The 23,064-nt window shown below is 57.1% G+C and carries 20 protein-coding genes; 10 read left to right on the forward strand and 10 right to left on the reverse strand.

What is annotated here, in order from left to right; translation table 11 throughout:
• Positions 1 to 41: 41 nt before the first annotated feature.
• From ACV7GQ_RS05955 to ACV7GQ_RS05975, 5 genes are all read right to left on the reverse strand, one after another.
• Complete coding sequence (locus ACV7GQ_RS05955; protein ID WP_470312611.1) at positions 42 to 287, reverse strand: hypothetical protein; 246 nt, start codon at positions 285 to 287, stop codon at positions 42 to 44.
• 177 nt (positions 288 to 464) lie between these two features.
• Positions 465 to 1,046: a DnaJ domain-containing protein gene (locus ACV7GQ_RS05960; RefSeq protein ID WP_470312612.1), complete on the reverse strand. Its 582-nt coding sequence runs from the start codon at positions 1,044 to 1,046 to the stop codon at positions 465 to 467.
• Positions 1,043 to 1,195: a hypothetical protein gene (locus ACV7GQ_RS05965; RefSeq protein ID WP_470312613.1), complete on the reverse strand. Its 153-nt coding sequence runs from the start codon at positions 1,193 to 1,195 to the stop codon at positions 1,043 to 1,045. Before ACV7GQ_RS05965 ends, ACV7GQ_RS05960 begins: the two co-directional genes overlap by 4 nt.
• The gene (locus ACV7GQ_RS05970; RefSeq protein WP_470312614.1) at positions 1,195 to 2,028 is read right to left on the reverse strand and encodes a hypothetical protein; all 834 of its coding nucleotides are present in this window, start codon (positions 2,026 to 2,028) and stop codon (positions 1,195 to 1,197) included. Before ACV7GQ_RS05970 ends, ACV7GQ_RS05965 begins: the two co-directional genes overlap by 1 nt.
• Positions 2,025 to 2,243, reverse strand: coding sequence for a hypothetical protein (locus ACV7GQ_RS05975; protein WP_470312615.1), 219 nt, complete (start codon positions 2,241 to 2,243; stop codon positions 2,025 to 2,027). The genes ACV7GQ_RS05970 and ACV7GQ_RS05975 overlap by 4 nt, the downstream gene beginning before the upstream one ends.
• A gap of 870 nt (positions 2,244 to 3,113) precedes the next feature.
• Here ACV7GQ_RS05975 and ACV7GQ_RS05980 point away from each other — a divergent pair.
• From ACV7GQ_RS05980 to tcmP, 4 genes are all read left to right on the forward strand, one after another.
• The gene (locus ACV7GQ_RS05980) at positions 3,114 to 3,344 is read left to right on the forward strand and encodes a MarR family transcriptional regulator (RefSeq protein ID WP_470312616.1); all 231 of its coding nucleotides are present in this window, start codon (positions 3,114 to 3,116) and stop codon (positions 3,342 to 3,344) included.
• 363 nt (positions 3,345 to 3,707) lie between these two features.
• Entirely contained in the window at positions 3,708 to 3,998 is a 291-nt protein-coding gene (locus ACV7GQ_RS05985; RefSeq protein WP_470312617.1) for a hypothetical protein, read from the forward strand.
• Positions 3,995 to 4,168 carry a hypothetical protein gene (locus tag ACV7GQ_RS05990; protein WP_470313184.1) on the forward strand — a complete coding sequence of 58 codons (174 nt, stop codon included), beginning with the start codon at positions 3,995 to 3,997 and terminating at the stop codon, positions 4,166 to 4,168. Before ACV7GQ_RS05985 ends, ACV7GQ_RS05990 begins: the two co-directional genes overlap by 4 nt.
• Positions 4,169 to 4,342: 174 nt before the next feature.
• On the forward strand, positions 4,343 to 5,287 hold the full coding sequence (gene tcmP, locus ACV7GQ_RS05995) for a three-Cys-motif partner protein TcmP (RefSeq protein WP_470312618.1): 945 nt from the start codon (positions 4,343 to 4,345) through the stop codon (positions 5,285 to 5,287).
• 87 nt (positions 5,288 to 5,374) lie between these two features.
• Here tcmP and ACV7GQ_RS06000 read toward each other — a convergent pair whose 3' ends face one another.
• Positions 5,375 to 6,436 carry a radical SAM protein gene (locus ACV7GQ_RS06000; protein WP_470312619.1) on the reverse strand — a complete coding sequence of 354 codons (1,062 nt, stop codon included), beginning with the start codon at positions 6,434 to 6,436 and terminating at the stop codon, positions 5,375 to 5,377.
• A 136-nt stretch (positions 6,437 to 6,572) separates the two neighbouring features.
• Between ACV7GQ_RS06000 and ACV7GQ_RS06005 the strand changes: the two genes are divergently transcribed.
• Together ACV7GQ_RS06005 and ACV7GQ_RS06010 are read left to right on the forward strand one after the other, a co-directional pair.
• Positions 6,573 to 7,916 (forward strand): radical SAM protein, encoded by a 1,344-nt coding sequence (locus tag ACV7GQ_RS06005; protein WP_470313141.1) that lies wholly within the window; start codon positions 6,573 to 6,575, stop codon positions 7,914 to 7,916.
• A 148-nt stretch (positions 7,917 to 8,064) separates the two neighbouring features.
• Complete coding sequence (locus ACV7GQ_RS06010) at positions 8,065 to 8,592, forward strand: hypothetical protein (RefSeq protein ID WP_470312620.1); 528 nt, start codon at positions 8,065 to 8,067, stop codon at positions 8,590 to 8,592.
• 157 nt (positions 8,593 to 8,749) lie between these two features.
• Here the strand turns inward: ACV7GQ_RS06010 and ACV7GQ_RS06015 are convergent, their stop codons facing one another.
• From ACV7GQ_RS06015 to ACV7GQ_RS06025, 3 genes are all read right to left on the reverse strand, one after another.
• Positions 8,750 to 12,895 carry an Eco57I restriction-modification methylase domain-containing protein gene (locus ACV7GQ_RS06015; protein ID WP_470312621.1) on the reverse strand — a complete coding sequence of 1,382 codons (4,146 nt, stop codon included), beginning with the start codon at positions 12,893 to 12,895 and terminating at the stop codon, positions 8,750 to 8,752.
• Between the two features lie 150 nt (positions 12,896 to 13,045).
• Positions 13,046 to 13,552, reverse strand: a complete 507-nt coding sequence (locus ACV7GQ_RS06020; protein ID WP_470312622.1) for an OsmC family protein — start codon at positions 13,550 to 13,552, stop codon at positions 13,046 to 13,048.
• Between the two features lie 158 nt (positions 13,553 to 13,710).
• Positions 13,711 to 13,884, reverse strand: a complete 174-nt coding sequence (locus ACV7GQ_RS06025; protein ID WP_470312623.1) for a hypothetical protein — start codon at positions 13,882 to 13,884, stop codon at positions 13,711 to 13,713.
• A 505-nt stretch (positions 13,885 to 14,389) separates the two neighbouring features.
• Here ACV7GQ_RS06025 and ACV7GQ_RS06030 point away from each other — a divergent pair.
• Positions 14,390 to 15,016: a plastocyanin/azurin family copper-binding protein gene (locus tag ACV7GQ_RS06030; RefSeq protein ID WP_470312624.1), complete on the forward strand. Its 627-nt coding sequence runs from the start codon at positions 14,390 to 14,392 to the stop codon at positions 15,014 to 15,016.
• A gap of 117 nt (positions 15,017 to 15,133) precedes the next feature.
• Here the strand turns inward: ACV7GQ_RS06030 and ACV7GQ_RS06035 are convergent, their stop codons facing one another.
• Positions 15,134 to 16,300 carry a right-handed parallel beta-helix repeat-containing protein gene (locus ACV7GQ_RS06035; RefSeq protein ID WP_470312625.1) on the reverse strand — a complete coding sequence of 389 codons (1,167 nt, stop codon included), beginning with the start codon at positions 16,298 to 16,300 and terminating at the stop codon, positions 15,134 to 15,136.
• 365 nt (positions 16,301 to 16,665) lie between these two features.
• Here ACV7GQ_RS06035 and ACV7GQ_RS06040 point away from each other — a divergent pair, with 365 nt between their 5' ends.
• The 3 genes from ACV7GQ_RS06040 to ACV7GQ_RS06050 all read left to right on the forward strand — a co-directional run bounded on the left by ACV7GQ_RS06040 (position 16,666) and on the right by ACV7GQ_RS06050 (position 23,046).
• A complete protein-coding gene (locus ACV7GQ_RS06040) occupies positions 16,666 to 18,267 on the forward strand; it encodes an HD domain-containing protein (RefSeq protein ID WP_470312626.1) in 1,602 nt (533 codons plus the stop codon).
• A gap of 220 nt (positions 18,268 to 18,487) precedes the next feature.
• Positions 18,488 to 21,676 carry an AAA family ATPase gene (locus tag ACV7GQ_RS06045; RefSeq protein ID WP_470312627.1) on the forward strand — a complete coding sequence of 1,063 codons (3,189 nt, stop codon included), beginning with the start codon at positions 18,488 to 18,490 and terminating at the stop codon, positions 21,674 to 21,676.
• Positions 21,676 to 23,046 carry a hypothetical protein gene (locus tag ACV7GQ_RS06050; RefSeq protein ID WP_470312628.1) on the forward strand — a complete coding sequence of 457 codons (1,371 nt, stop codon included), beginning with the start codon at positions 21,676 to 21,678 and terminating at the stop codon, positions 23,044 to 23,046. The genes ACV7GQ_RS06045 and ACV7GQ_RS06050 overlap by 1 nt, the downstream gene beginning before the upstream one ends.
• Positions 23,047 to 23,064: the final 18 nt, after the last annotated feature.

Consider the following 23,064-nt stretch of genomic DNA (forward strand, 5'->3'; position numbering starts at 1 on the left):
ACGCCATCGGCCAGGCACTGACTGCACGAGCTCTCCCCGGCCTATCTGGTCGCATAGTAGTGTGCCCCGAGTTCGTTCGCCAGGAGTTGTCGTAGATAGGCGTTGCCCGCGGCATCGGCCGCATCGATGGCGGCACATAGCCTCCGGTCAAGTGTTGCGTTAACCTCATCAGTGTAGGTTCGCTCGTCTGGGATATCGAGCGGGACCGCGTTTGAGACGGGCGGCTCATTTGGAGTCGCTGCTGAGTGCTGTACATCGGCGTCGTTGGTGTAGGTATGCTCTGACATGCTAACAGACGGGAACCGCTATTCGAGTAGGTGACTTGCGTAGCGAACTGGACACTGACCGGGCCAACGCTGCTCATTGGGTCACACCACCCCCGGTCGCCGGCAGCCGGTGCACCGCGGCGACGATGGCTTGCCTGACCTGGACCGTCTCCGGCCGGGTTCTCAACCTCAAAACGATCACTCATCGAGCAACACCTCCCGGGCCCGCTGCACATCACGTAGACGTTTTTGACTCCCTCCCTGGTCGGGGTGGGCCTCCTTGACCGTCTCCCGGTAGGCGCGTTCGATCTCCTGGTCGGATGCATCCCGGTCGACACCCAACACGGCGTGAGCGGGTTCGGCCGCAACCACAGCGTCCTCGCCCTCGCCACTGGGCAAGCGGGCGGCCGCGAACTCACTCTCGCCTGTGACGACCGCCCGATTCCCGCGCAACCGCGTCTCACGCACCCACAGATACACCTCCCGGACGTTATCGCGCAGTCGGGAATACGCATCACACGCGACGGCGAATTGCTCGCCATCCATGGTCCATCGGAGCACAAACCCTGGATCCTCGGGATTGGCATTGTGCAACGGCAGCGAGTTCGATTTGGTGTGACTGTTGGCGATGGATGCACGCCAGTCGTCGGGATCCAACCGATCGAGTTCCGTCGCCAGATCCTGGGTCGTCTGGCCGAGTGTGGCCTCGAAGGTCCGGTTGGGTTCCCGGGCCAGCCTCGACGTCCGGTCGAAGCCAGCCGGCCAGTCAAGTCCGGTCATGCTGACCCTCCGTCACAGCTCGGCAGGTGGTTGGGTAGGTTCCCGAACTCCTCGCCGCAGCGCGGGCACTCGATGCGTTTGGTCTCGTAGCCGGCCTCAGGATGGCAGGTTTTGAGGCCGCTGTGTTCTGGGTCGTGGATGTGGGTCATTAGTCGTCCTCCTCGAAGCGGTCACTACAACACTGCAGGGCTGCCTGCCGTGAGCGGTAGCGGGCGCCACAGATGCAGTCGTGCCAGTCCTCCTCCTCACGTCGGCGGCCCGCGACTGCGGCCCAGGATTCACCCTCGGCTTTGGGGACGCCGATCTCCTCTACGGGCCGGGGGTGGCCGCCGTCGGTCCGAATCGATTCGTCACCGACGTCGTCGGGATCGAGGTTGGTGAGATGACCCGGCAGTCCTGGCAGGCCTGAGGAAGCGTACCGCTCGCGTTCTGTGGGCTCATCGAACGTCGCCCCGCAGTGCCGACACGCGTACTCGTGGTCGGTACTGTCCCGGACTGTCCTCCGGATACCCGTGCTGTCACACTCAGGGCAGGCGGTGACGAGATCGCGGCCGCCGTCGGTGACGAGGTTATCCCGGCTCACATCGTCGGGATCAGCCTGCAGTAACTGCCCGGCCAGGTAGCCGGGATGGGACCGATGTTCGGGCTCGCGTTCGGCGGGTTCGTCGAAGGTGGCCCCACACTCCCGACACCGATAGGCGTGATCGACGCCGTCGGCACAGATGTCCGACCCGACGACACTCTGAATACGGGCGGTGTCACACTCGGGACAGACGGTGATCAACTCCTGCCCACCGTCGGTGACAAGTCGGTCCTCAGCAATCGATTGCGTAGAACGAATCGTGGTAGGGCGCCCGGTTTCTGGCCACTTATGACGGTTGGCCTCCGAACTGCTGATCGGTCGCCCGACGAGTACTTTGTCACCCCCCATAACTCGCTGGCGACCGATTCCCCATTTCGTCTCTTTCCCATCTCCGGTCATCGACACACCTCCCGGCGTTCGAGCGTGAGGTCCGTGGCGTGGGTACTCCGCTGGTACTGTTCATAGAGGTTCTCCACAGTGGGGAAGGCGGTGGTCCACTCAGTGTAATGGATGAGCTCACTCACGCGGTAGCGCAGCCGCCACTGGGTGTGTGTGGTGGTGGATTCGATGTCGTCGGCGCTGTGTGGCTCGACACGCGCGTTGGCGTCGCCCATCAGGCACACCCCTTAGTTGGTGGTCGGAAGCGACCAGCGGGCGTGTGTGGCCGTTGGGTGGCTGCTGGTGTCGGATGTGCTGCGCCAGTGTGTTCGGACCAAGCCTTTTCCGCATCAATTACTGACATGATTGTTGGGTCCCGGTGTAGTCGTTCTCTCCCCAGTGTACCCGCCCGAAGCCCATCTGCCGGGACCCGCTCCTGACTTGGGTTCGTGGTTCGTGCTCTATCGTCGGTGGGCGATTGGGAGCCGGTTGTGTGCGCAACTCTCTGTCTGTTCAGGTGAGTTCGACTGGGCTTGGTGATCGTGGTCGGCGCAGGGTTGTGTTGGCACCCGGTCCAACGGATGGTCTGCCTCAGTGTTGGCATAGTTTGAGAGTGGACCAATTTTGTAGAAAGGCTGGTGAGGGGTGGTGCACGAAAGTCGATTTTCGCGACCCGATTTTTGTCTGTGAGCCTTTCGGAGTCGAATTTGGCCGTTTCAGCCGGTAATCGAATGATGCACGAAAGTGGGCGAAAATGCCGCAGTCTGGTGGTTCGAGAATCGGTGATTCGTGACCGAAAGTGCTGGTGCTGGTCGGGCATGGTGGCGTGGTGGGTAGTCGGCGGGCGATGCGGCGCGGCCGGTGGCGAGGTTTCAAGCCTCCCCGTCTCGAGAGCGTTCATGCGGTGCGTGACCGACGCGGCGCCCGTGGTGTGACACGGCGTCGCACTCGGTTTTCCAGCGACGCCCGAGGAGCGACGCGTCGGCCTCGCTCGTGTCGTTAATTCCGTTCGCACTTAGTTTTTCCGCACGTGCCGATATATGTCTTCGAGACGAGATAGATTTTGAACGGTGATATTTTGGTCCGGCAGTGGGAAATCCGACTAAATGGGGCGCTCACGACGTGTTGAAGACATAGATATACTTCGCGAGATAGCAGTCTATCCTGATCCAGTCGTTACTGCCCCAGAGCTTGCGGAGCGACTCGAATATTCTGCTGACGGTATAAGAAATCGGCTCCGCGACCTCGAAGGTGAGGGTCTCGTGAAGTCAAGAGAGGTCGGTGCACGAGCTACGGTATGGTGGATAACTACCAGTGGCAGAGAAAAGTTACCTTAGTCAGGGCGCCACCAGACTACTGACCTTGCACCAACTTGTTTAGAAGCTACTGTTCCTTGCTCTTCTAAGCTCTTTAGACGACGTCGAAGAGCATCGCGACCGAGGCAGAGGTTTTCTGCCATATCTGGAACAGTACAAATAGGCTCGTCCGTTTCGTCGAATAGCGACAGTATACGATTGTCGTCAACCGTTACAGTTCGGGGCATCTCTGCATAGCACAATTTATCGTCTTGTGCCGAAAAGCTTTTGTTTAATCTGTACGTGCCTACTAATGAGAACACACGCGTCGCTGGCCGATTTCCACCGTTCAGGAAATCGCCCCGGTGTTCCAGCACCGAGGCGCGTGGGTTCTATGCCAAACCCATGTCGAAATCCGAAGTCAACCCTCAAGAACGTACCGCACGCGAACTACTCACCCAACGCCCGATGTTTCTCGGCATCGACGGTGTCGGAGCCGCCCACTACTGGGACAGCTACGAGCAAGCTGTAGTCGTCGTCGAGGGCGACGACGCCGAGAAAATCGAGCTGGCCGAGACGCCCTTCTGGACGCTCGGCGAATGGTGTGAATACACTCGTGAGGAGCGCGGGTGGGACGAAGGCCCACACGTCGGCGGGTCGCTCGTTGGCGATCTCGTGCGAGGTGTCGACGCGTGACCGACGCCGCCGCCGACGGCTTCGTCTACGAGCCGATGCGTGGGCCGAAGAGAAAGGTCGAGTTCGAGCCGCGGCGTGACGGCGGCTTCGAGCGCGTGGAGGCCGTGTGGACCGGGTGTGGATGGCGCGTGACCGGCCGGGAGGTCGTGACGACGATGCGGCGGATTTGATGACAAGTCGGTCTTTGATTACGTCTTAAGTCGCAGTCTAATCTATTGTTCGAAAAATATTGGTTTCCGTACTGAAATATGGGTCCGAGGATTGGAAACCGGTGTTGCGTAATGGTAATTACTCAGAAGTCTCTCTACACACTACATTTATCATGCAAGCTACCGACATAGCCAATGCCACACGTGACGAATAGCTATTCGGGCGATAAGAGTATCGCAAAACTTGTCATTCTTGAGAAATATCTGAACGCATATATAACTATCATGGAGAAGAACTGGAGCTCGGATCTCTGGTATGTGGATACCCACGCAGGAACTGGTGTTACCGAGCTACCAGATTACCGTCTGAACATAAAAGGGTCACCAATCCGTGCGCTTGATTTCGATTTTGACGCTTACTACCTATACGAACTTGAGGAAAACCACTGGGAATCTCTATGTGGTGCGATAGAAGACCATCTTGATATCTCGCTAAATTATAGCTCACTTGATACTGGCCAGGAGTATGCAATAAGGGATTCTGATCCCCGGATTCTTGTATTTAATATGGATAGTAATAGTGGAGTGGATTGGCTAATCAACCAGGGTGACAAATCTAAACATTGGTTTACATTCGTGGATCCGGAAGGATTGTCAGTCGAATGGGAGTTATTAAAGAAGCTCATTACCCGAGGACACACGGATATATTGTATAATTTCCAAACCGAAGGTGTCGTCAGAAACAGCTCTGAAGGAGCCAAACATGCTCATGACGCACTCGAAGAGGCATTAGGAGAACAAGTCCCAAAGGGAAAATCCCAGGATTTCTATGTGGAATGGTTTCGAAAGAACCAGATAGAGCCGCTCAACTACTATACCGCTTCTCGACGGATGACCTCCAGAGGTAGTAGTGAGTGGCGTTATGATCTTATTTTTGCCTCCGGAAACGAAACTGCGGTAAATAGCGTAATGGATGATATCATGCGCAATGAGGATACACTCCGTAAGAGCATCGTTGATGAAATAGAATCCACGCGAGAGCGAGCAAACAATCCTCAAGAAGCATTTGATAGCAGACTCTCTTTTGACGATCACGGCGATGATTCTGAGGACGTTCAGAGTGGTCTCTTCGAATTTTGAACTGAAACGGATTCAGAAGACCGTGTCATTCGCTGCTAGAGAGTGCTTCATCTATACGGAACTTCTATCGTAGACTCATTTTTCAGATTACGAGACTGTCTTTGTAAACTGTGGTGGGAATGTTGGCATCCCGCCAGACGGGACCTCCCGCTCCGCGAACTCCTCGGGCGACTGTCGATCCCGCCAAGACTGCAGCCATACTGCCGTCTCTTCGTCAACGTGCTTGATCAGTTGCTTGTCGGGCCACAGATGCACGGGCAGGTCCAACTCCCGCCCGATCTCCTGAACCCAGCGCAGATGGTTCGTCGCGTATTCGACCCACCGCTCCCGCGTCCGCAGCGCGTCCAGTTCCTCGGCCAATTCCGCTTCCCCGGCATCCCGGGCCGCCTCGACGGTCATCTCGAAGTTCCCACCACGGGGATTGATCGGCTCGTGGAAGACCACCGCGGGATCACACTCGGCGACGCGCTCTAACTGCTCGCGGAGGTCGGCCTTGTCCTGGGTGGGATAGGTCGGGCTCATACTGACGAACGTCTGGACACCGTGGTCGTTGAACTCCTTCAGCCCTTTCAGCCGCAGCTCTGGGGCTGGCGCACTTGGCTCGATAGCGCCGACCTGATCAGAGTCCATACAGGGAATCGAAGAGCCAATCGTCGCGTACTTGCCGGCCTCCTGGAACACGTCGAGGTCCTGTAACGCCAGAATCGGGTTTCGTGTCAGCACCCGCACGTACTCCTCGTGGCTGGCGATGGCGTCGACAACGTTCCGAGTAATCTCACCGGCCCGACCATCCATGTAACAGTCCGTCGAGAACGAGACGCCGACGACACCCTGCCCGCGCTCTGTCTCCCGCCACGTTCGCTTGCGGTCTAGATGCTCGTCCAGTCGCTCACCCAGGCCGTCCCGATACAACACGTAGTTCCCCCATTCTTTCTGTCCGTTGTCGACGTCAGCTTCCTCTTTGAGCATATCCGGCCGCGTCCGGATATTCGGCGTCGAGGGTACGTAACAGAATTTGCACCCATGCCGACACCCGGTGGCGACGTTAACGACGTAGTCACACAGGTGCTTACTGTTGAGCCCTGACTCACTGAGAATCGCTTTCGTCGGGTCCTCACCAGTTCGAACCCCGTCGGAAGCGTCTGTCATTGTGGTTCTTATCCCGCTAATTCCTTTCTAGGTGTAAATACGTTGGCACCGAGTGAAGTGGTTCTACTTTCACTTTCGCTCCGGTAGGATGGCATCTTTTGGGATCCAGTATAAATACTGCTGCAAGGAGCACAGTATGGAACTCACATGGGATACCGGCCAGAGCTGGTTCGAGCGAACCTATGCCGTCGACCACGAAGGTCGGACGGTAGCAACGTTCGACGAGCAACCAACGCTCGACGAGCTTCGCGAGCTCGACCGCCAGCACGGTCGCCCCACTGAGCGACTGGACCTCTGGCAGGCTGGCCTCCTCTGTGCCGAGTGCGACGAGGAAATCAACGACCGATTCGCCGCCAACCCACAGGGTGAGCTCCTCTGCTGGAACTGTGCGATGGCGACCGATAGCCACGACAAGCAGGCGATTACGGTCAACACCGACCCGACGAAGTCGGTGATGAGCGAGTCACATCTCCACACCAAGAGTCTCTGTGACCACGTAATCAACGTCGCAACCGGTTGCCGGCACGGGTGTGAGTTCTGCTACGTCCCGACGACGCCGGCCATCGACAGCCGTGACGAGATGCTGGCCGACCAAGCCGACGTCGACGACCCACAGAGCGACTGGGGCAGTTATCTGCTGTATCGGGACGACCTCCCGGAGCGCCTGGGGAATATCCTCGCCGACCGTGACCCGAATGACCGCAAGCAGACCGACCGGGGCCGTGGCGTCGTGATGCTCTCCAGCGGAACCGATTGCTACCAAGACCGACGCGCCGCCCAGATCACACGCGGCGCCGTCGCCGAGCTCATCCGTCACGACATACCCGTCCGCATCCTCACTCGCAGTCCGGCCGTCGTTCAGGACATCGATCTGTTCCGTGCCGCCGGCGACCGCATCACTGTCGGCTCGTCGATTCCTTCGTTCGAGACACCGCTGGTGAAGGCCATGGAGCCGAATGCTCCGCCGCCTATGCAACGCTGGGAGGCGCTGGACCGTCTCCAGCAGGCCGGCATTTCGGTGTTCGTTTCGATGTCGCCGACGTATCCCACCATGGACGAAGACAACTTTCACGAACTGCTCAGCTACTTCAGGGCACTCGGCGAGGTCGTCGTCTTCCACGAACCGATTAATCCCCGCGGTCAGAATTTCAAGCAGTGTCTCGATGCCGCCGACCGCGCGGGGTACGATGCCGTCGTCGATGAACTGCAACGGATCCAGGACAGCCACCAGTACTGGGTCGAGTACGCGCTGGAGCAGTTGAACACGGTCCAGCAGGTAGCGACCCGCTTCGACGGCCTCCAGGTTCATTCCTGGCCCGACGACGAGTTGGTCCGGGCGACAAGTGGCCGGCTCCGGTCGAAGCTCAAAGCGATGCAGCAGGCCGTTTCGCCGGAGTCGTTCTCGAAGTCGGAACCGGATACATCCCCGGAACAATCCGAGTTAGCTCGGGAGAACGAATCCATTCAGCAGCTTATTTGATCCGCGATAGAACGTCTGGTCGACCTGACCGGAGAACTGTACGAAATGCGCTGACAGACAGAACCGGTTGGAACCCCAATCCACGGCATCTGGTGCGCTTGCTGACAAGTTTGAAGTATCCACTCCAGAATATGTCGTACCAAGGCACATGATGGGCGGTGACCAGCAGACATTCAACGATGTCCTCGATCTCGTCGAGGCCTGGATTCCCGAAGAAGCGTACGGGCACGAGCGGGAGTTCCAGAGTGAACTGCAAGACTATCTGGACTACCAACTCAACGAAGCCCAGAGTGACGGGATGGGTATCGGTGGGATGGGTGAACAGCGTGAGCTGCCAGTATCGACCGAGCGAGGCAAGGCACGGGCTGATGTCGTCGTCGATGACGTCGTCGGCATCGAACTGAAGCGAGACTTGACGAACAGTCAGCGAAAGAAACTCGACGGCCAGATTAAGGACTATCTCCGGGAGTACCCCTACGTCATCGTCTGTGCATGTGGCATACAGGACCTGGACGGCTGGCGTCGGCTAAAGAACGAATACGAGGGGTCGTCCGGCTTCGGGATGGACCAGCAAGAGGTCGCGTTCGTACATAAACAAACGGAACACTTCGGGAAGGACCCGTCCGAACTTAGTGGAAACGATGATGGGTTTTTGGGTGGTGGAGGACTTTTCTAGTGCCTGCTCTAGCTGAGTAACAGACTAACTCGTGGCCGGCCACGCCAGGACAAGCGGATTTCCAGCGTCTGGCGGCAACGGTGTAGGTTAACGCAAGCTAACCAACGATAAGCGCGAAACCGGCCGGGTGTTGGTTAGACGGTATCCAACGACCCACTCACTCCCCGACCGCCTCTTCCACAATCTCGATTTCCTCGTCGGTCAGCCCGTACAGCTCGTAGACGATCTCGTCGATGAGGTCGTCGGTCCGCTCGATCTTCGCCTCCAGTTCTTCGGCCCGCTCCTTCGTCTCCACGTAACTCGCCAGCCCGTCCCGGACGTCGTCAACGGCGGGCAGCGTCAACTTCCGAAGCCGGTCGACCAGTGAATTCGTCTTCGTCGCCGTCTCGCGGAAGCCCGCAAAGCCGCCAGCTTCGTCAACGGCGACCGGGACGAACGCCTCAATCAGGTCGGCCTCGATCTCGGTGAGGTCCGTGATCCGAAGCGCCGGCAGGGGCTCGGTCTCTGTGTAGCCCCACTGGTCAGTCTCGTAAGCATCCTCGTCGTCGGGCTTGTACCGTGCTGTGAGTTGGACCTCGACCGTGTTGTCGGATTCGCGAACAACGGTGGCATCGCCGACGCGGAGATTCGGTTTCTGCTCGGTTGTCTCCTGGAGGATGGAGTCTGCAGATCCGGTTGGTGGCTGGGTTAACCCAATATCAGCTATCGTCATTGCTTCGTTGTACGAGCCGAGATAGTCCGGTAGCGAAAGATTCAGACTTTCGTGAGTGCTATGAAGCTCAGAGTTCATTTTAGCCAATTCAGATAGAATATCGTGGACGACCCTTTCGTTGCCTGAGTCTAATGCATCTTTGACTTCTGAGACGACAGAGCTACCCGATACAGGTTCGTTAATGACAGTCTTGGCACTATCCAGTAAAGAATTCAACAGTTGCCGATCCGGGTCTGAATCTATATCTTCTATTTCCGCTATCGGAAGCTCGTTGATATGGCCGGGAACCACACTCAGTTCATCTGAAAGGTTAACCCCATAGAACCACTCCAAGAGTGATGAATTGACGATCGCTAACGCGTAATAGATGTCCCCGTAGGCTTGCGATTCTGGTGTTACATCTGGAATCCCAGTCCGATCTACATCTGCTACTCGCTGAATGTTTACACACGGAATCAGCGTCGAGAAACAATAGTACTCTTTTTCATCAGCAACGGCCATAAGACCCGCTCCACTTATTTTTCGGAAAATAAGCTTCTCGTTCTCAAAGAGTTCCTCAAACATCGGATTATAGAGATCGTCTTTTCTGTAAATGATGTACTCAGATGGTTCTCGGAGTCGATACGGTTCAACAACATCCTGGCCACGAACCATCGGATAGGTTTCTGGGCCATCACCATCTTCGACAACATATTTTTCCGTCTTTTCAGCGGTTCCAGTTCGGAGGCCCCAATTTGTATAATAAATGTCGTCAAATCGGATGGATCTCTCACGCACTTTCGAAGTTAACTCCATGTCCTCTACCGTCCGGGAGAGCCGAAACGAGTGATCGTCATCGGAGACAACTGCACTACGGGGAATCTCGCTACTAACAATCGCGTTGTTGGCATTCAATGAACGGATTTCGAGTGAATCCGAACTCTTGTTGGATTTCCGCAGAACTGGAATGAGATTTGAAACAGTAGCATCAGCGAACACTTGTCTCTCTCTGAGATCGAGAACAGATAGCAGATTAGTCTGCTCGAGAATCTTGTCGCGAAGTGGCTCTCCGTAGGGAGTTGAACTAAACTTGTCTGGGATAATGTACGAAAATGTCCCACCAGTTCGTGTGAGATCTATGCCTAGTTCGGAGAAGACAACATACAGATCGAATTTCATGTGGGCAGTACCGTACGTTCCTCGAAGATATTCCACGTAGGCCTCAGGCAACGTATCGCCATAGATGCGTACGTACGGCGGGTTCCCTATCACCGCGTCGAATCCGGCTCCTTCTAACTTCTCACCATCCTCGCCGAAGAACACCTCTGGGAACTCCAGTTCCCAATGGAAGAAGTCCTCATCGTCAGCCATTGACTGCGAGGTGCGGAACCAATCTTCTTCCTGGATCTCCGACCAGTCGTCGCTATCGTCGATAGCGCCGGCCATCGTCTCGTACACACCTTCGGGCACATCCAGCCCGAACTGCTCGGCCGTGTGGACGTTCGCCACCTCGAAGAGCCGCTGGTACAGCGGGTCGGCCCGGATCTCGTCGTAGAGTTCCTCCATCGACTTGATGTCGGCCAATTCCTCGTTGTCGATGGCCAGCAGGTCCTGCATGAGCCCCATGACATGCTGCAGGGTCTGCTGTCGAGCGCGAGCAAACACCTGGGTCAGCGTAATCTGCCCTTCTAGTCTCTCCTCGTCACTCAGCACGTCCGTAATATCGGACCCGACCAACGAGTTGCCCGCCTTCAAGTGGTGGTCCAGAAACGCCAGCGGCTTATCAGCAGCAAGCGTCTCGAGCCACATCGACAGCTTCCCCAGCTCGACGGCCATCCCGTTGATGTCAACGCCGTAGATACACTCTTTCGCGATGGTCCGGCGGATCTCTTGCTCGTCACGACCCTGTTCTTCTTGCTCGCGGACGACCTCCATGACCTGCTCAGTGAGATACGCCGTCGCACTCGTCAGGAAGTGGGCTGACCCCATCGCCGGGTCGAGTATCTTGAGGTCCTGCACCTGCCCGTAGAAGCGCCCGAAGTATGCCTGATCACTCGGCTCCAACCCGTCGGCTTCCAGTTCTTCTTTGATATCGTCCAGCAGCGGGTCGACCGTCTCCTCGACGATGTAGCTCACCACGTAGTCGGGCGTGTAGTACGCCCCCGTAGCCTTCCGCTCGCCGTCGTCGTTGACGACGTACAGCTCACCCGGTTCGACCAGTTCGACGAATTCGGCAGCACTCACCTCGGTGGCGGGCTTCCACACCTGTCCGCCGTCCTCGCTCACGGCTGCGTACTGTTCGTCGGCGATACGGAACTCGTGCTCCAACAACCCCTCGTAGATGCTCCCGAGGTGGCGCGTGTCGAGGTCGGCGTAGTCCGCCAGGACGAACTCGCCGTCGTCGTTCTCGGTGGTCCCGAGCCGGTAGATGACCTCAGCGATGTGCCGATCGGAGACTTCGTTCTCGGCGAGGAACTCGTGGCTGTCTGAGTCGAACAGGCCACCGTTGTACGGCGGGATACCCAGCGAGTCCTCGCCCTCGTCGACGAGCGAGAAGAGGTCGTCGAGCCGTCCCCACATCGACGTCGAAAAGCCACTGTAGTCCTCGAACGTATCGCCCGACTGGATGTCCTCGTGAATCTCCTGGCGGAGCTCGTCGAGACTGAAGTTCTCCTCGTACTCCGCTTCGGAACTGGGGTCGTCCGGGTGAATCAACCCACGCGACTCGGCGTAGAGGACGAACATGAGCCGGTAGAGCAACACCAGCGACTGCTCTTTCAGTTCTTCGCGGGCTGCCGCGTCGTCGGGGTCGATATCCAAATCGTTCGTGTGGATGAACCCCTCGCCCAACACTCGTAGCGCCGTGAAGACGTTGTCCTGTAAGTCCTCGCCCAGTTCTTGGGCGGCCGTCTCGGATTCGTTCCAGACCTGATCGAGGAACGAGGTCCCGGCCGTCTCCCGGAACGCCTCGGGCCGGAAGAACGCGTAAAAGTACTTGAACTGTTCCAGGTTGTTGGCCTCCAGCAGCTCCGGCAGGTCCACCTCGTAGTAAATCTCCGTAGCGTAGTCTTTCGTCCCATAGAGCCGCCACTTCCGACCGTCCGTGAGAACGCCCCAGCGCAACTGTTCAGGCGTGTGTTCGAGGTAGTACTTGATCTGATGGGAGGCGTCGCGATATTGACGCTGTTCGTTGAACTGTTTAGTGAAGTCTGCGTCCCACTGTTTGGCCTCCAGCACGGCGGCCGCCTTTCCGTACAGGGCCTCCGAATTGCCGTCGAGGGCCTGTTTGGCCGCCTCCCGGCGGACCGCTTCGGAGTCAAAGAGGAGGCGATCGTTGTACCCGCCGCCACCGGGCACCGTTGTCTCCGATTGGGTCCCGAACCCGAGGATATCAAGCACCTCGTCGATCCATGAATCAAGTAGTTCGTCCTCCTTGTAGCCCGGAGCAAGCTCGCCCTCAAGCTCCCAGAGTTGCTGCAGTTCCTCGTAGGCCGCACGGGCCTCCTCGTCACATTCCCACTCTTCGAGGTCGTCAATCCGTTCGTCGAGATAGTACCCAGAGAAGAGACTCGAATTCCGGTAAGGCGCAGAGCCGAGTGTCGCCTGACTCATAGTAATTGGATACGACCTAGGCAACTGCCCGCGATAAAGAATCTAGGGGATATGTCGGTGAGAGAAACGAGACGACGACGGGACCTGCCCACCCTCAACCTGCCCGAACATCCCGACTTCAACCGACACCCCTCCGGACCTGCTCACTCACTACTCGAACGACCAGGCCGTCTCGATCGCTGGTGGCTCGGCCAGCGTCTGATACACGACACAGTATCGTTCCGTGTACTTCTGGAGCGCGGCCCGAGTATCTTCGTCGAGGTCACCCGCAACAGTCACATCGAGACGAAGATCCTCGAACCCGATCGGGGCGTCCTTGTCGATACCCAGCGTCCCACGCAGATCGAGCTCGCCACTGGCTTCGACACTGATGTCGGCGTCGACGCCGAAGTTCGCCGCCACGGCCTGAGCAGTCAGTTGCGAACAGGCCGCCAACGCCCCCAACAACAGATCCCCCGAGCACGCTGCAGCACCGGGCCCACCCGCCCCTTCGTGGAGTTCGGCCTCGTATATCGCCCGCCCGATATCCACACTACAGGCCCGCACGTCGTCCTGTTCCTTCCCGGTCGCGGTCAGCGTGATCTGTGCCGCATCCGGATTCTTCTCGTACTCGTCTTTCAACGGCGCCTGTTCTTCTTGCAAGTCAATGTCTGGCATACCCAGTAGAAGTTGTTAGTACATCAAGATGATTCTTCCGCTCCGCCATCGACACGGACTGATTCCTCACGACCGACAGGCCGACGCCTGGGCACCGTCCGACGTGAAATTCACCGGCAATGTATCCGAACTAACCCCAATATACCTGGCCCCAGCGCCTACTCGAGTACGTCCTCGTCGACGTCGACGGCTGCCTCGCTCTCGGAGATCTGAATCGCTTCTCGGATGTGGTACAGCGCCTGATCGGACTCGGCGTGGTCGTGAGCAGAAGCTAGATGATCGACGATCGACTCGGGAATCGCATGTTTCAGTTCAGTATCAGGGTCCGACATGCGTGACTCCGAGGTTCCACTTCACTCAAAAGTTACGAAATTCGACATTACCATTCATGATAGCAGGTATAAAAGTCGGCCAGCAGCTTTAAATACCAAATGCCTGAGAACGATTTACAGACCATATTTCGGGCACAACGGCATCGATGGTGTTTGCCAGCTGGACGGCTACGCGTCAAGGGTATCGTCACCGCCGACACCACCACGGAGAAGACCACGCTACAGAGCTGGAGAGGCCGTTGCAATCCGCTGCGAGCAGGTCGACGAGTATCGATCGGTGCGTCTGTACCGATTCTGCAACGGGATGCTAATCAGGCCCCCGGGTCGATGCTGCGGCCGTTAGTGGGCCTTGCCGTCGATCTCCCTCGCTCGAGGACATTGCAGTACAACCAGCAATTACACACCGGATGGGATAGCGAAGCCACCGACTACTATCCAAGCAACTCCAAGAAAACAACTGTATAACTATTAGTCATTTTCGCGAATTCAGCGGTGTATCGCCCATATGAAAGACGTACACAGAAGCAGACGGTCAGTGCTCAAAACGATCGGCGTCGGTGCAGTGGGGAGTGTGGCCTGGACGGCTACCGCGAGTGCTCGCAACGACAAAGATAGAGGCAACGGATACGGCCAGGGTAACGGCATTGGGGCGTTCCTGAACGAGGATGCGGAGTGGAACGACCAGCCATGGGATGGCGGTATCGTCAATCGAACTGGCGAATCCGAGGTGGAGATCGCGGTCGGTGCCTTCACCAGTATCGATCCGCCGTTTCCCGGTGATCAGGGCCCCTTCGCGTTCGTTCCCCAGGCTGTCAAGGTGTCGCCCGGAACCGACGTGACCTGGCGGTGGGTCGCAGCACACCACTCCGTGACGTCCTACAACGACACTGCCGGTGATCCGTCGGATCCGGAGACCACTGGTGACCACGGGATGCTCTTCGACGAGCACGGAGAAGCGTCACACTCGTTTACCTACACCTTTGAGGAGCGGGGCACGTATCTCTACTTCTGCCACCCCCATGGCACGCCGTATCCGGCATACGATGGGTTCCTCGAAACAATGGGTCTGGACCCGGTTCGGGAGAACCTCCTCGGAATGCGAGGGGCGGTCCTCGTCGCAGGGAGTGACTAACCGGATATCGACGCCGCGTTGTAAAATTCGACTCCGCTCAACCCTCTCCCTTCCTTTGTGGTTCGAGTAGAGACAGCTACCTACGATTTCATCGAGAGTATTCCAAACCCGAGCTGCTCAACGCGAGGCGTTCTCGATCGACCGTCGGAGCCACGGTTCGAACGCGATGTCACCCTCGATATCGTCACCCTGCCCGACTTCGTTCCCGGCAGGATTGCGCCGACCATCGGGCCCGCCTGGCCCGCTGGCATGGCCCCACCAGTTGTCCGTCGCATCAAGCGTAGTGTCGTCGCGGTTGAACGCTCCCAGACGCGTGTTCCCCACAATATCGTTGAAGTCGACGGTCGTCTCGTCGGCCGCCACCTTGATTTCGATTCCCAGGTTGTTCTCTTCGATTACGTTCTCGGTGGCCAGATACCCACTTCCGTCGGCCTCCACTTCGAAGCCGACGCCGTCGAACTGAGAATTCGGATCTGACAACACGTTCGTCAGCTCGTTGCCGACGACCTCGACGTCTTCGGGCACTTCATCATGATTCCCAGTCCCCCGAATCACGACCCCGAACCCGTATGCAGTCACCTCCTCGGCAATGTCCGTCGCAACGTTATCCTCAACAACGGCGCCGGTGACATTCCCCTGGATACTGATGCCGGCAGCACCACCGACGTCCTCGTTGCGCAGATTCTGCACCAGATTCTGCTCTACCGTCGGATCCTCAATGGCCTCATCCGCCACTCCACCGAAGATGTTGATCCCGTCGACACCGTAGAACCCACCACCAGGATCATCCCGCTCGAAGTCCCGGACGACGTTGTTCGCGATAACGACGTCGTTAGGCGTGTTGCTGGCCCTGACTGCCTCGGAAGTCTGGTTGGCCTCAGCCGCCGGTGGCGTGACCTCGAAGCCGTCCAACACCGTTGCATCGGCAGTGAGGATCACCCGCCCTTCGACGGTGGCCTCATCCTCACGGTCGCCATCGCCGGGTGTCCCGCTGTTAGGCCCGTCGAGTGTGAGCCCGTCGACGTCGACCGTGACGTCTTCGTCATAGGTGCCCGCTTCGACACAGATCGTGTCGTCGGGATCCGCGTTGCCGATAGCCGCCTGAATCGAGTCACCATCACTTACCGTCGCGTCACAGTGTTGATTCGCGCCTGCGAGGCCGGCGTATGCTGTACTCGCTACGACGGCGCCGCCGAGTGATTGCAGTACTGTCCGTCGTCGGAACTGATGGGTGTCACGGGTCATGGGTGGTTGGGGCCGCCCGCAGTCGGGCGGACCGTACATATCGGAGACACGACTGGGGTATAAATAACTGTAGGCAGGCTAACTATTAAGTAGCCGTGTCTGAAGACGGAACACAGACTCGTGACGAATTATACGGGAAGCGAATGCTTCAGCTCGGTACCGGTGCCTGATATGCGTCTTTCCATGTTCTCAACCCACACAAAAGTGAGACACCGAATCTGCCTGTCGTGACACTATTACAACACGGCCTGCGGTCTAAACACCCGTTGCATATGACCACTTAAGAGGCCCCACCCAGCGATGGCCATATCGTACACTAAGCGAGAACAGGTCCCACAAAGCTGACACAGTAATTCGTGTGATTGTGGATAGCAATTAAATACTCAGCGCCAAAGCTAAACCCAATGACCACTGGACGCTATATTGATAAAATAGCGCCGCATTTCGGCGTGGAAAACGTCTCCGAGAGGGTTGCGGAGTTCCATGCCGACTTCGCCGAACAGTACGGCAGCAACTATCATATCCTTGTCAAAGAGGTTAAACCAGCACTCGAAGAGGTCCCCACTCATAACCCGTTTTTCGACGATCATGGTCCCAGGCATAGCTACCGGATCATCAACAACATCTGCATTCTCGTCTCGGAATCTGGATACGAACTGACACCGTTCGAAAAGTATGTGCTAGCGAGTTGTGCCTGGTTGCACGATATCGGGATGAGCATCAACCGGAAGATCGACTCCGATGATATCCTCTCAAACGCCCTGAATGATTTCCCCGAATGGTTCGCCGACGTTGGCACGACGTCGGACGACGATACCAGGATAGACGACGGCGACCTGATCCGAGAGTGGCACCATATCCTCTCTTGGCACTTCATTAGACAACACGAGGACGAGCTCGGCTTCCCCAATTTCAGAGTTGCAGATACCGTCGCAAGTATATGTAAGGTCCACCGTGAGGGCGTCGATATCGACCACCTGCGGGACCATGATGTTATCCGCGCGGAAGCATACAGAGGAGAGATCCACACCGAGGCTATGGCAGCGTTGTTCCAGTTTGCCGATGCACTGGACGTCACCTACGAACGAGCACCCCAGATTAGTACCGAGACACAGGAACTCCCTGAGGAGAGCGAACCACACTGGCGGGTAAAACAACTCATCAACGACTTCTCGTACGACACGGGCGACAAGACGGTCTCCCTCAGCGCGTACCACGAGAACGAACATGACAAAGAATTACTGGAAGATATCGCTGCCGACCTATACAGCGAATATTACGACGTCAAATCTACATTGGCCTCGGACCCCTATCCAATTCCATTGATCGATATCTATTGTGAAACGAAACACCGAGAGTCAACAGAGGGTGGAAGGGTTATGCTCAGCGGCGAGGAGGCCTACATAGTCCAACTTAAAAAGGAAGGCAAAAAACAGAAGCAAAAACAGTCCTCGAAGTTCGAAGAACTCGACAACGTCTGGCAGTTCTACATCCTCAATGAAGAAGGCGACACACGGATCACACGGCACGTAAAAATCAGGAAAACCGATGAGAGCCTCGAAAAGCGAACGCACTTCGTCCGCTGTTACGATTCGACGAGCGGGGAAGGGTGGGAATCAGCGGTCAGCGCCCGTGACACAGACGGGAACGAATTGGACATCGAGATCGAGATCAATCGGCCGAAACACAAACGGTTCAGTATCGATCTCCCGACCGATACCTCCGATGGCGACGTCATCGAATACACGTACACGTACGAGTGGGACGAGTTCTTCCCAAAACAAAACGAAGAGTTCGAAATAAAGGGGAATGCACCCGAACCGAACTTCGAACTGAACGTGACTGACGAACTCTCTGTTGAGAGTCTGTGGTGGGTCGAACTAAGTCCAGACGATAACAGCGTTCAACGCCGTGAAGAAGTCCAGAAAGGGGCGAATTCCGTGACTATCGAACTGGATAAGGGACACAAAAGTAATAACGTATGCGTACATTGGGTTCAATCATGAACGGCGGCGGCTCCGGACCTTAGTCGGCCCTCCTGACGATTTGAAGGTGAGGCGACCCCGATTGTACTGCCTCACTGTGTAGCGGGCAGCAGGCCATCCCGGCTCGAATTTCATGCTAGCGGAGCAATTGTAGTCCTCCTCACGAGCTCCGCATTCGGAGTGTACTCGGTAGTCTCGAGTACCCTGTACACTTACATGCTGGTCGGAAAATTGTCAGGCAATGGTCCGCCACTCGGATACATGGGTGTTCAATATCTCTCCATTGAACTGGGAGTTCTGTGCACGAGGCCCCTCTGATGCCGATATCCATGGTGCCGATAATGTTGGAAACCCGTGGCATGGCTCACGGAACGCATCACGCCCAGACCTGGAACCTGGTGACCTGGTCATTGCTCGCGAAACCAGCGCCGATGGAACCAATGACGAGTTCGGCGTCAAAGGTCTCTGGGTCTTCGAGGAGGCCAAACCGATCAATGACCAGTCTGACGTCCCCTGGCCGGACGCACCCTACGAATGGGCGTTGTACTGCCGGCCACTAGTCCGAGAGTTCGACTCTGTCTTTACTGAGGACTTCGGCACATCCCCTGCAATCAACAGCAGCACGCTCCAGGGATCGGTCAAGAGTCTCGAACCTGCCGACAAAGCCGAGTATTTGTCGACGATCGCTGAAGAGGTCGACCTTCCGCCGGATGTCGCCAACCGGATCGAAGAAGCAGCAGACACCGCTGAGATCGAAATCGAAGCTCAAGCGCTGCTGGTCGAGATGGCAGACTCACCGTCCGTGTGGATCGAGAAAACGGACGTTGCGGGCAAGCCCTACAAGCAGCAAGGCGAATACGCCCTGGGGAAGGTCATCATATCGCCGCCGTTCTCGAAAAACGGCAGTGACGTCTACTCGACGATGCGGGAATGTCAGGTCGGGGATATAGTGCTCCATCTCGTCCAGGATGACGGTGAAATCGTTGGTGCATCTCGAATTCAAGAGAAGCGATCGGATTTCGAGGGCTTCCCGGAGTTAGAGTGGACCGAGGACCAAACCGAGGAGGGGGGCTTCCTACACTCTCTTACCGACTATACTGAGTTCGAGGAGCCCCTCGACTTCTATAGGGTGCTGGATATTCCGGGGTATGAAGATACCCTCCACGAGCTCCGTGCGGAGTACAAATACCTCCCCTATACGAAGCGGTTGGCACTCACCCAAGGCAACTACCTCTCCCGATGCCCGCCAAAATTTGCGGCTATGCTGGCCAACGAGCATGAGGGGCTAAAGGAGTATTTCGACGAGACTGAGATCGACCTCCCGTCACCACCAGAGCGTGAACTAGGGGACAGTGATCCGTCCACAGAGATCGATTCGATCAGCGTGGCGACGGAGTACATCCTCGAGAAGCTACCTGCATCGCCGTACAACAACATCGTCGCCGACACAGTCTCTGAATCGACCCTCATCGATTGGAGTGCGGCATTAGCCGGGCTCGAGCCCGATACGTTCGTGACCCCAGAAGCAGAAGAGCATCTGCTTGATCTGGACCGGACGCTCAGTGAGCTTCGACCTCAGCTCACCGAAATAGCGACGGGGTTAGATATCCCTGCACTATCGGAGGCAGCCCCCTGGACAGTTGTTTTCGTAGCACTCCTACGTGACTGTCAGCAAACCATCCACCGCCGCGCAGAGGTTCAATGGGAGCCGAACGCAACGGTCGCCAAGCTTCGCATCATCCAGAATCAGGAGTATACCGCATTCGAACATCCGGAGCATCCGCTCGTCGAGCGTGCTCGTGAGCAAGATACCAGCGTACATGAACTCACGGCTCCGGTCGATTATTGGCTTACAACCCTTCGATATCGAGCGATTGGGTTCGATACTGGCGATATAATGAACGCTGAAGAAATCTCGCCAGGAGACATCTTGCTGCTCCATGCCGGCGGTAGCCCAATGCGCGATGATCTGCCACATCCGCCTGGCTATCTTTTCGGCGTGGCTGTGGCTGGGCAACAGTTTGCGAATGACGGAGAGTGGTGGTATGATGCACGCGTTGGCAAAGAAGAATATCCGCAGCGACTCTCGTTCGAGCGGCTGTTCGTCACACCAGGAGCGAGCGAGCTTGGTGACCCACCAGCTGTGACACCCGAGGCTGACCAGGGGCCGTTAGCGGAGGCAGTGGATGGGCTCGGGAGTGATGCGTTCCTGATGAGCGAGGTCAATGAACGGTGTGTCGCCGCCACTGGGACACAGTTCCCTGCACAAGGGGCCTGGACTGAATTAGACGACGATGGGCCCTATGGTAGGGGTGAGGCGATAGTTGATCTCATGGCTGGTCGGATAACGGAAATCGCACCCGTCGCGATCCATCGTGATTTTGACGGCCGCGTCCCGCCAGAGGCATTCGAGGGGCTGCACTTCCCGACTGACCGTGGCGTCATCTCGTCCGAGGATTTGGCCGCTCAGATCACAGCAGCGCTCCGGACCGGCAAGCATATCATTTTCACTGGGCCGCCGGGAACGGGCAAAACGAAGATCGCGGAAGCAGTCATAGACTATCTCACTGAGGCATATCCGTATCTATACAGCGGCAGCAAACTCACAACGGCGACTGCGGACTGGTCGACGTTCGATACGGTCGGTGGCTACATGCCGGATCCAGACGCCGACCGAGACGCGCTCGATTTCCACCCTGGTGTCGTCCTCAATCGGTTCAGACACCTGCAGTCAACCACACAGGCTAACGAGCCCATGGTGATCGACGAACTCAATCGCGCGAACATCGACAAGGCGTTCGGGCAACTGTTCTCGACGCTCTCGGGCCAGTCTGTCTCACTCCCGTATCGAACCAGCGAAGCACCCGAGTCAGAGATCGAGCTCGTTACCCACACTGAAGCCACGACGCCTTCACATCCCAGCGAGTTCGTCATCCCCAACTCGTGGTGCCTGTTCGGAACGATGAACACGTTCGATAAAACGTCGCTTTACGAACTCAGTTACGCCTTCATGCGTCGGTTCTCGTTCATCCGCATCGGCGTTCCCGATATCCCAAGCGATGGGCAAGCGCAGGAGGAACTCTTGCAGGGCTACACTGCCAAATCGGTCTGGGATATCGACACGAAGGGGCGTGCTCTCCGGGAAGTAGCGACTATCTGGCGAGCGACAAACGAGGCTGTGGAAAACCGTGCCATCGGCCCGGCGATAACAGAGGATATTCTCCGGTACATCGCCGCGCATGAACACAGCGAGCAACTCGAAGCGCGACTCACGGAAGCAGTATTGAGCTATATCTTTCCGCAGTTGGAGGGTGTCCCTGAACGAGAAACAATCGTCCAAGAGATTGCGGATAACGGTACCGTCACCGTTGCAAAACTCGAACAGGCAGCGGCTGATATGCTGAATCTCCCATCGCTTGAGTTAGACTAATGGACCGTTCGGCACTCCTTGAAGCAGTCGCGGGGGATCTGTTCACATACGTCCTCAACGGGCGCTTCCCGGAGGACGACCTCTCTGGACTCATCAAACCTGCCACACTCCCTGACGCATACGAAGACTACGACCGGCTGGTTACACTCCATTTCCTCCTGGAGGACGGTATTGACGAGTTCGTCGACGAGTTGCCCGGCATGCTCCGGACAATCAAGACAGAGACGACGACAGAGTCGACGGTCCAGCGTGGCGGGATTGACGGCCGCATCGACTGGGAGGGCACATATCAGACACGCGCGAGCAGTAGTCCTGGCGACCGGAGTGTCTATGTCGTCAAATCACAGGCTGAACAGTACGCGATTCCAGAGAACATCGTCCTCAAAGCCCTCGTTGAAACGATCAACCGAGGGATTAGCGAGGTCGATCAGTATCTCAACCCAAACCGTTCCTGGGTCGCGGAATCGTGGTTGGGTGACGCTGAGCGCAGAGAGCGGTTCCAAACGACGCTCGAACGGAACGTCCACCTCCAGCGGATTCCGGACCTGGAACCTGTCGAGCCGACTGCACGCATGGTGGCCAGAACCACCCAGTCGCGAAAACGACTCTATCAGCGAGCCGGCAACTTGTACTCGGAGTACCAGTCGTATCATGAATCGCCAGACGCCGTTCAGTCGCTGCTCGAACGGACGACAATCACGCCTGCCGACGAACAGAAACTGTTCGAGCTGTTCGTACTCTTTAGTGTCATCAGTTCGCTCCGTGGTTTGGAGTCGCCGTCGGTCGGGACACCAACCTATCACACGCTCCGCTCTGGCCGAGAAGCAGCGGCGACGTTCGATGGCGACCGACAGCTGCGCGTATTCTACGATAGTGTCCCGGACGACCCTGAGATCGACTTCCGGAACATCCCTGGTGAGCAGCCGTCCCGGGCAGATATCGTCCATGAGACCAGCCGTGAGGTCATTGACGCGTTCTTCACTGAGACGGACACACGAGAGCACACTAAGCGCCCCGACGTACTGGTCATCGCAGACGATGACCGAGACGCTACACAACGGTACCTGCTCGTGGAGGTCAAACACTCCACCAATAGCAAGACGATTCGGCAGGGTATCACCGAGCTACTCGAGTATCTCGCATTCTTGCGTAAGGGAACGGATTACGAGTTCGCAAAGGGTGATTTTGGGACGGGCTTGAACGGATTGCTCGTCATTCAGGACATCGAGGGCGACGAGATAGTGCCAGCGTCTCCGGACACACAGAGCCAGCAAGACCTCCCGATTCGGATTGTGCAGGCGAGTGACCTACAGACATATCTACCGAGGCTCATTCAAAACGGCATCTGTGGCTCCATTGCAGCAGCATGAAATTGATTACAGAATTGA

Source organism: Haloarcula sp. MBLA0163 (assembly GCF_055632435.1).

Bases quoted from the DNA above. Each gene is read 5' to 3' on its own strand.
- ACV7GQ_RS06005 (WP_470313141.1), top strand. From the start codon at position 6,573: ATGGAACTCACATGGGATACCGGCCAGAGCTGGTTCGAGCGAACCTAT.
- ACV7GQ_RS05970 (WP_470312614.1), bottom strand. From the start codon at position 2,028: ATGACCGGAGATGGGAAAGAGACGAAATGGGGAATCGGTCGCCAGCGA.
- ACV7GQ_RS05960 (WP_470312612.1), bottom strand. From the start codon at position 1,046: ATGACCGGACTTGACTGGCCGGCTGGCTTCGACCGGACGTCGAGGCTG.
- ACV7GQ_RS06040 (WP_470312626.1), top strand. From the start codon at position 16,666: ATGACCACTGGACGCTATATTGATAAAATAGCGCCGCATTTCGGCGTG.
- ACV7GQ_RS06025 (WP_470312623.1), bottom strand. From the start codon at position 13,884: ATGTCGGACCCTGATACTGAACTGAAACATGCGATTCCCGAGTCGATC.
- ACV7GQ_RS05980 (WP_470312616.1), top strand. From the start codon at position 3,114: ATGGGGCGCTCACGACGTGTTGAAGACATAGATATACTTCGCGAGATA.
- ACV7GQ_RS06035 (WP_470312625.1), bottom strand. From the start codon at position 16,300: ATGTACGGTCCGCCCGACTGCGGGCGGCCCCAACCACCCATGACCCGT.
- ACV7GQ_RS06050 (WP_470312628.1), top strand. From the start codon at position 21,676: ATGGACCGTTCGGCACTCCTTGAAGCAGTCGCGGGGGATCTGTTCACA.
- ACV7GQ_RS05955 (WP_470312611.1), bottom strand. From the start codon at position 287: ATGTCAGAGCATACCTACACCAACGACGCCGATGTACAGCACTCAGCA.
- ACV7GQ_RS06000 (WP_470312619.1), bottom strand. From the start codon at position 6,436: ATGACAGACGCTTCCGACGGGGTTCGAACTGGTGAGGACCCGACGAAA.
- ACV7GQ_RS05965 (WP_470312613.1), bottom strand. From the start codon at position 1,195: ATGACCCACATCCACGACCCAGAACACAGCGGCCTCAAAACCTGCCAT.
- ACV7GQ_RS06045 (WP_470312627.1), top strand. From the start codon at position 18,488: ATGGTCCGCCACTCGGATACATGGGTGTTCAATATCTCTCCATTGAAC.
- ACV7GQ_RS06020 (WP_470312622.1), bottom strand. From the start codon at position 13,552: ATGCCAGACATTGACTTGCAAGAAGAACAGGCGCCGTTGAAAGACGAG.
- ACV7GQ_RS06010 (WP_470312620.1), top strand. From the start codon at position 8,065: ATGATGGGCGGTGACCAGCAGACATTCAACGATGTCCTCGATCTCGTC.
- ACV7GQ_RS05975 (WP_470312615.1), bottom strand. From the start codon at position 2,243: ATGGGCGACGCCAACGCGCGTGTCGAGCCACACAGCGCCGACGACATC.
- ACV7GQ_RS05985 (WP_470312617.1), top strand. From the start codon at position 3,708: ATGTCGAAATCCGAAGTCAACCCTCAAGAACGTACCGCACGCGAACTA.
- ACV7GQ_RS06015 (WP_470312621.1), bottom strand. From the start codon at position 12,895: ATGAGTCAGGCGACACTCGGCTCTGCGCCTTACCGGAATTCGAGTCTC.
- tcmP (WP_470312618.1), top strand. From the start codon at position 4,343: ATGCCACACGTGACGAATAGCTATTCGGGCGATAAGAGTATCGCAAAA.
- ACV7GQ_RS06030 (WP_470312624.1), top strand. From the start codon at position 14,390: ATGAAAGACGTACACAGAAGCAGACGGTCAGTGCTCAAAACGATCGGC.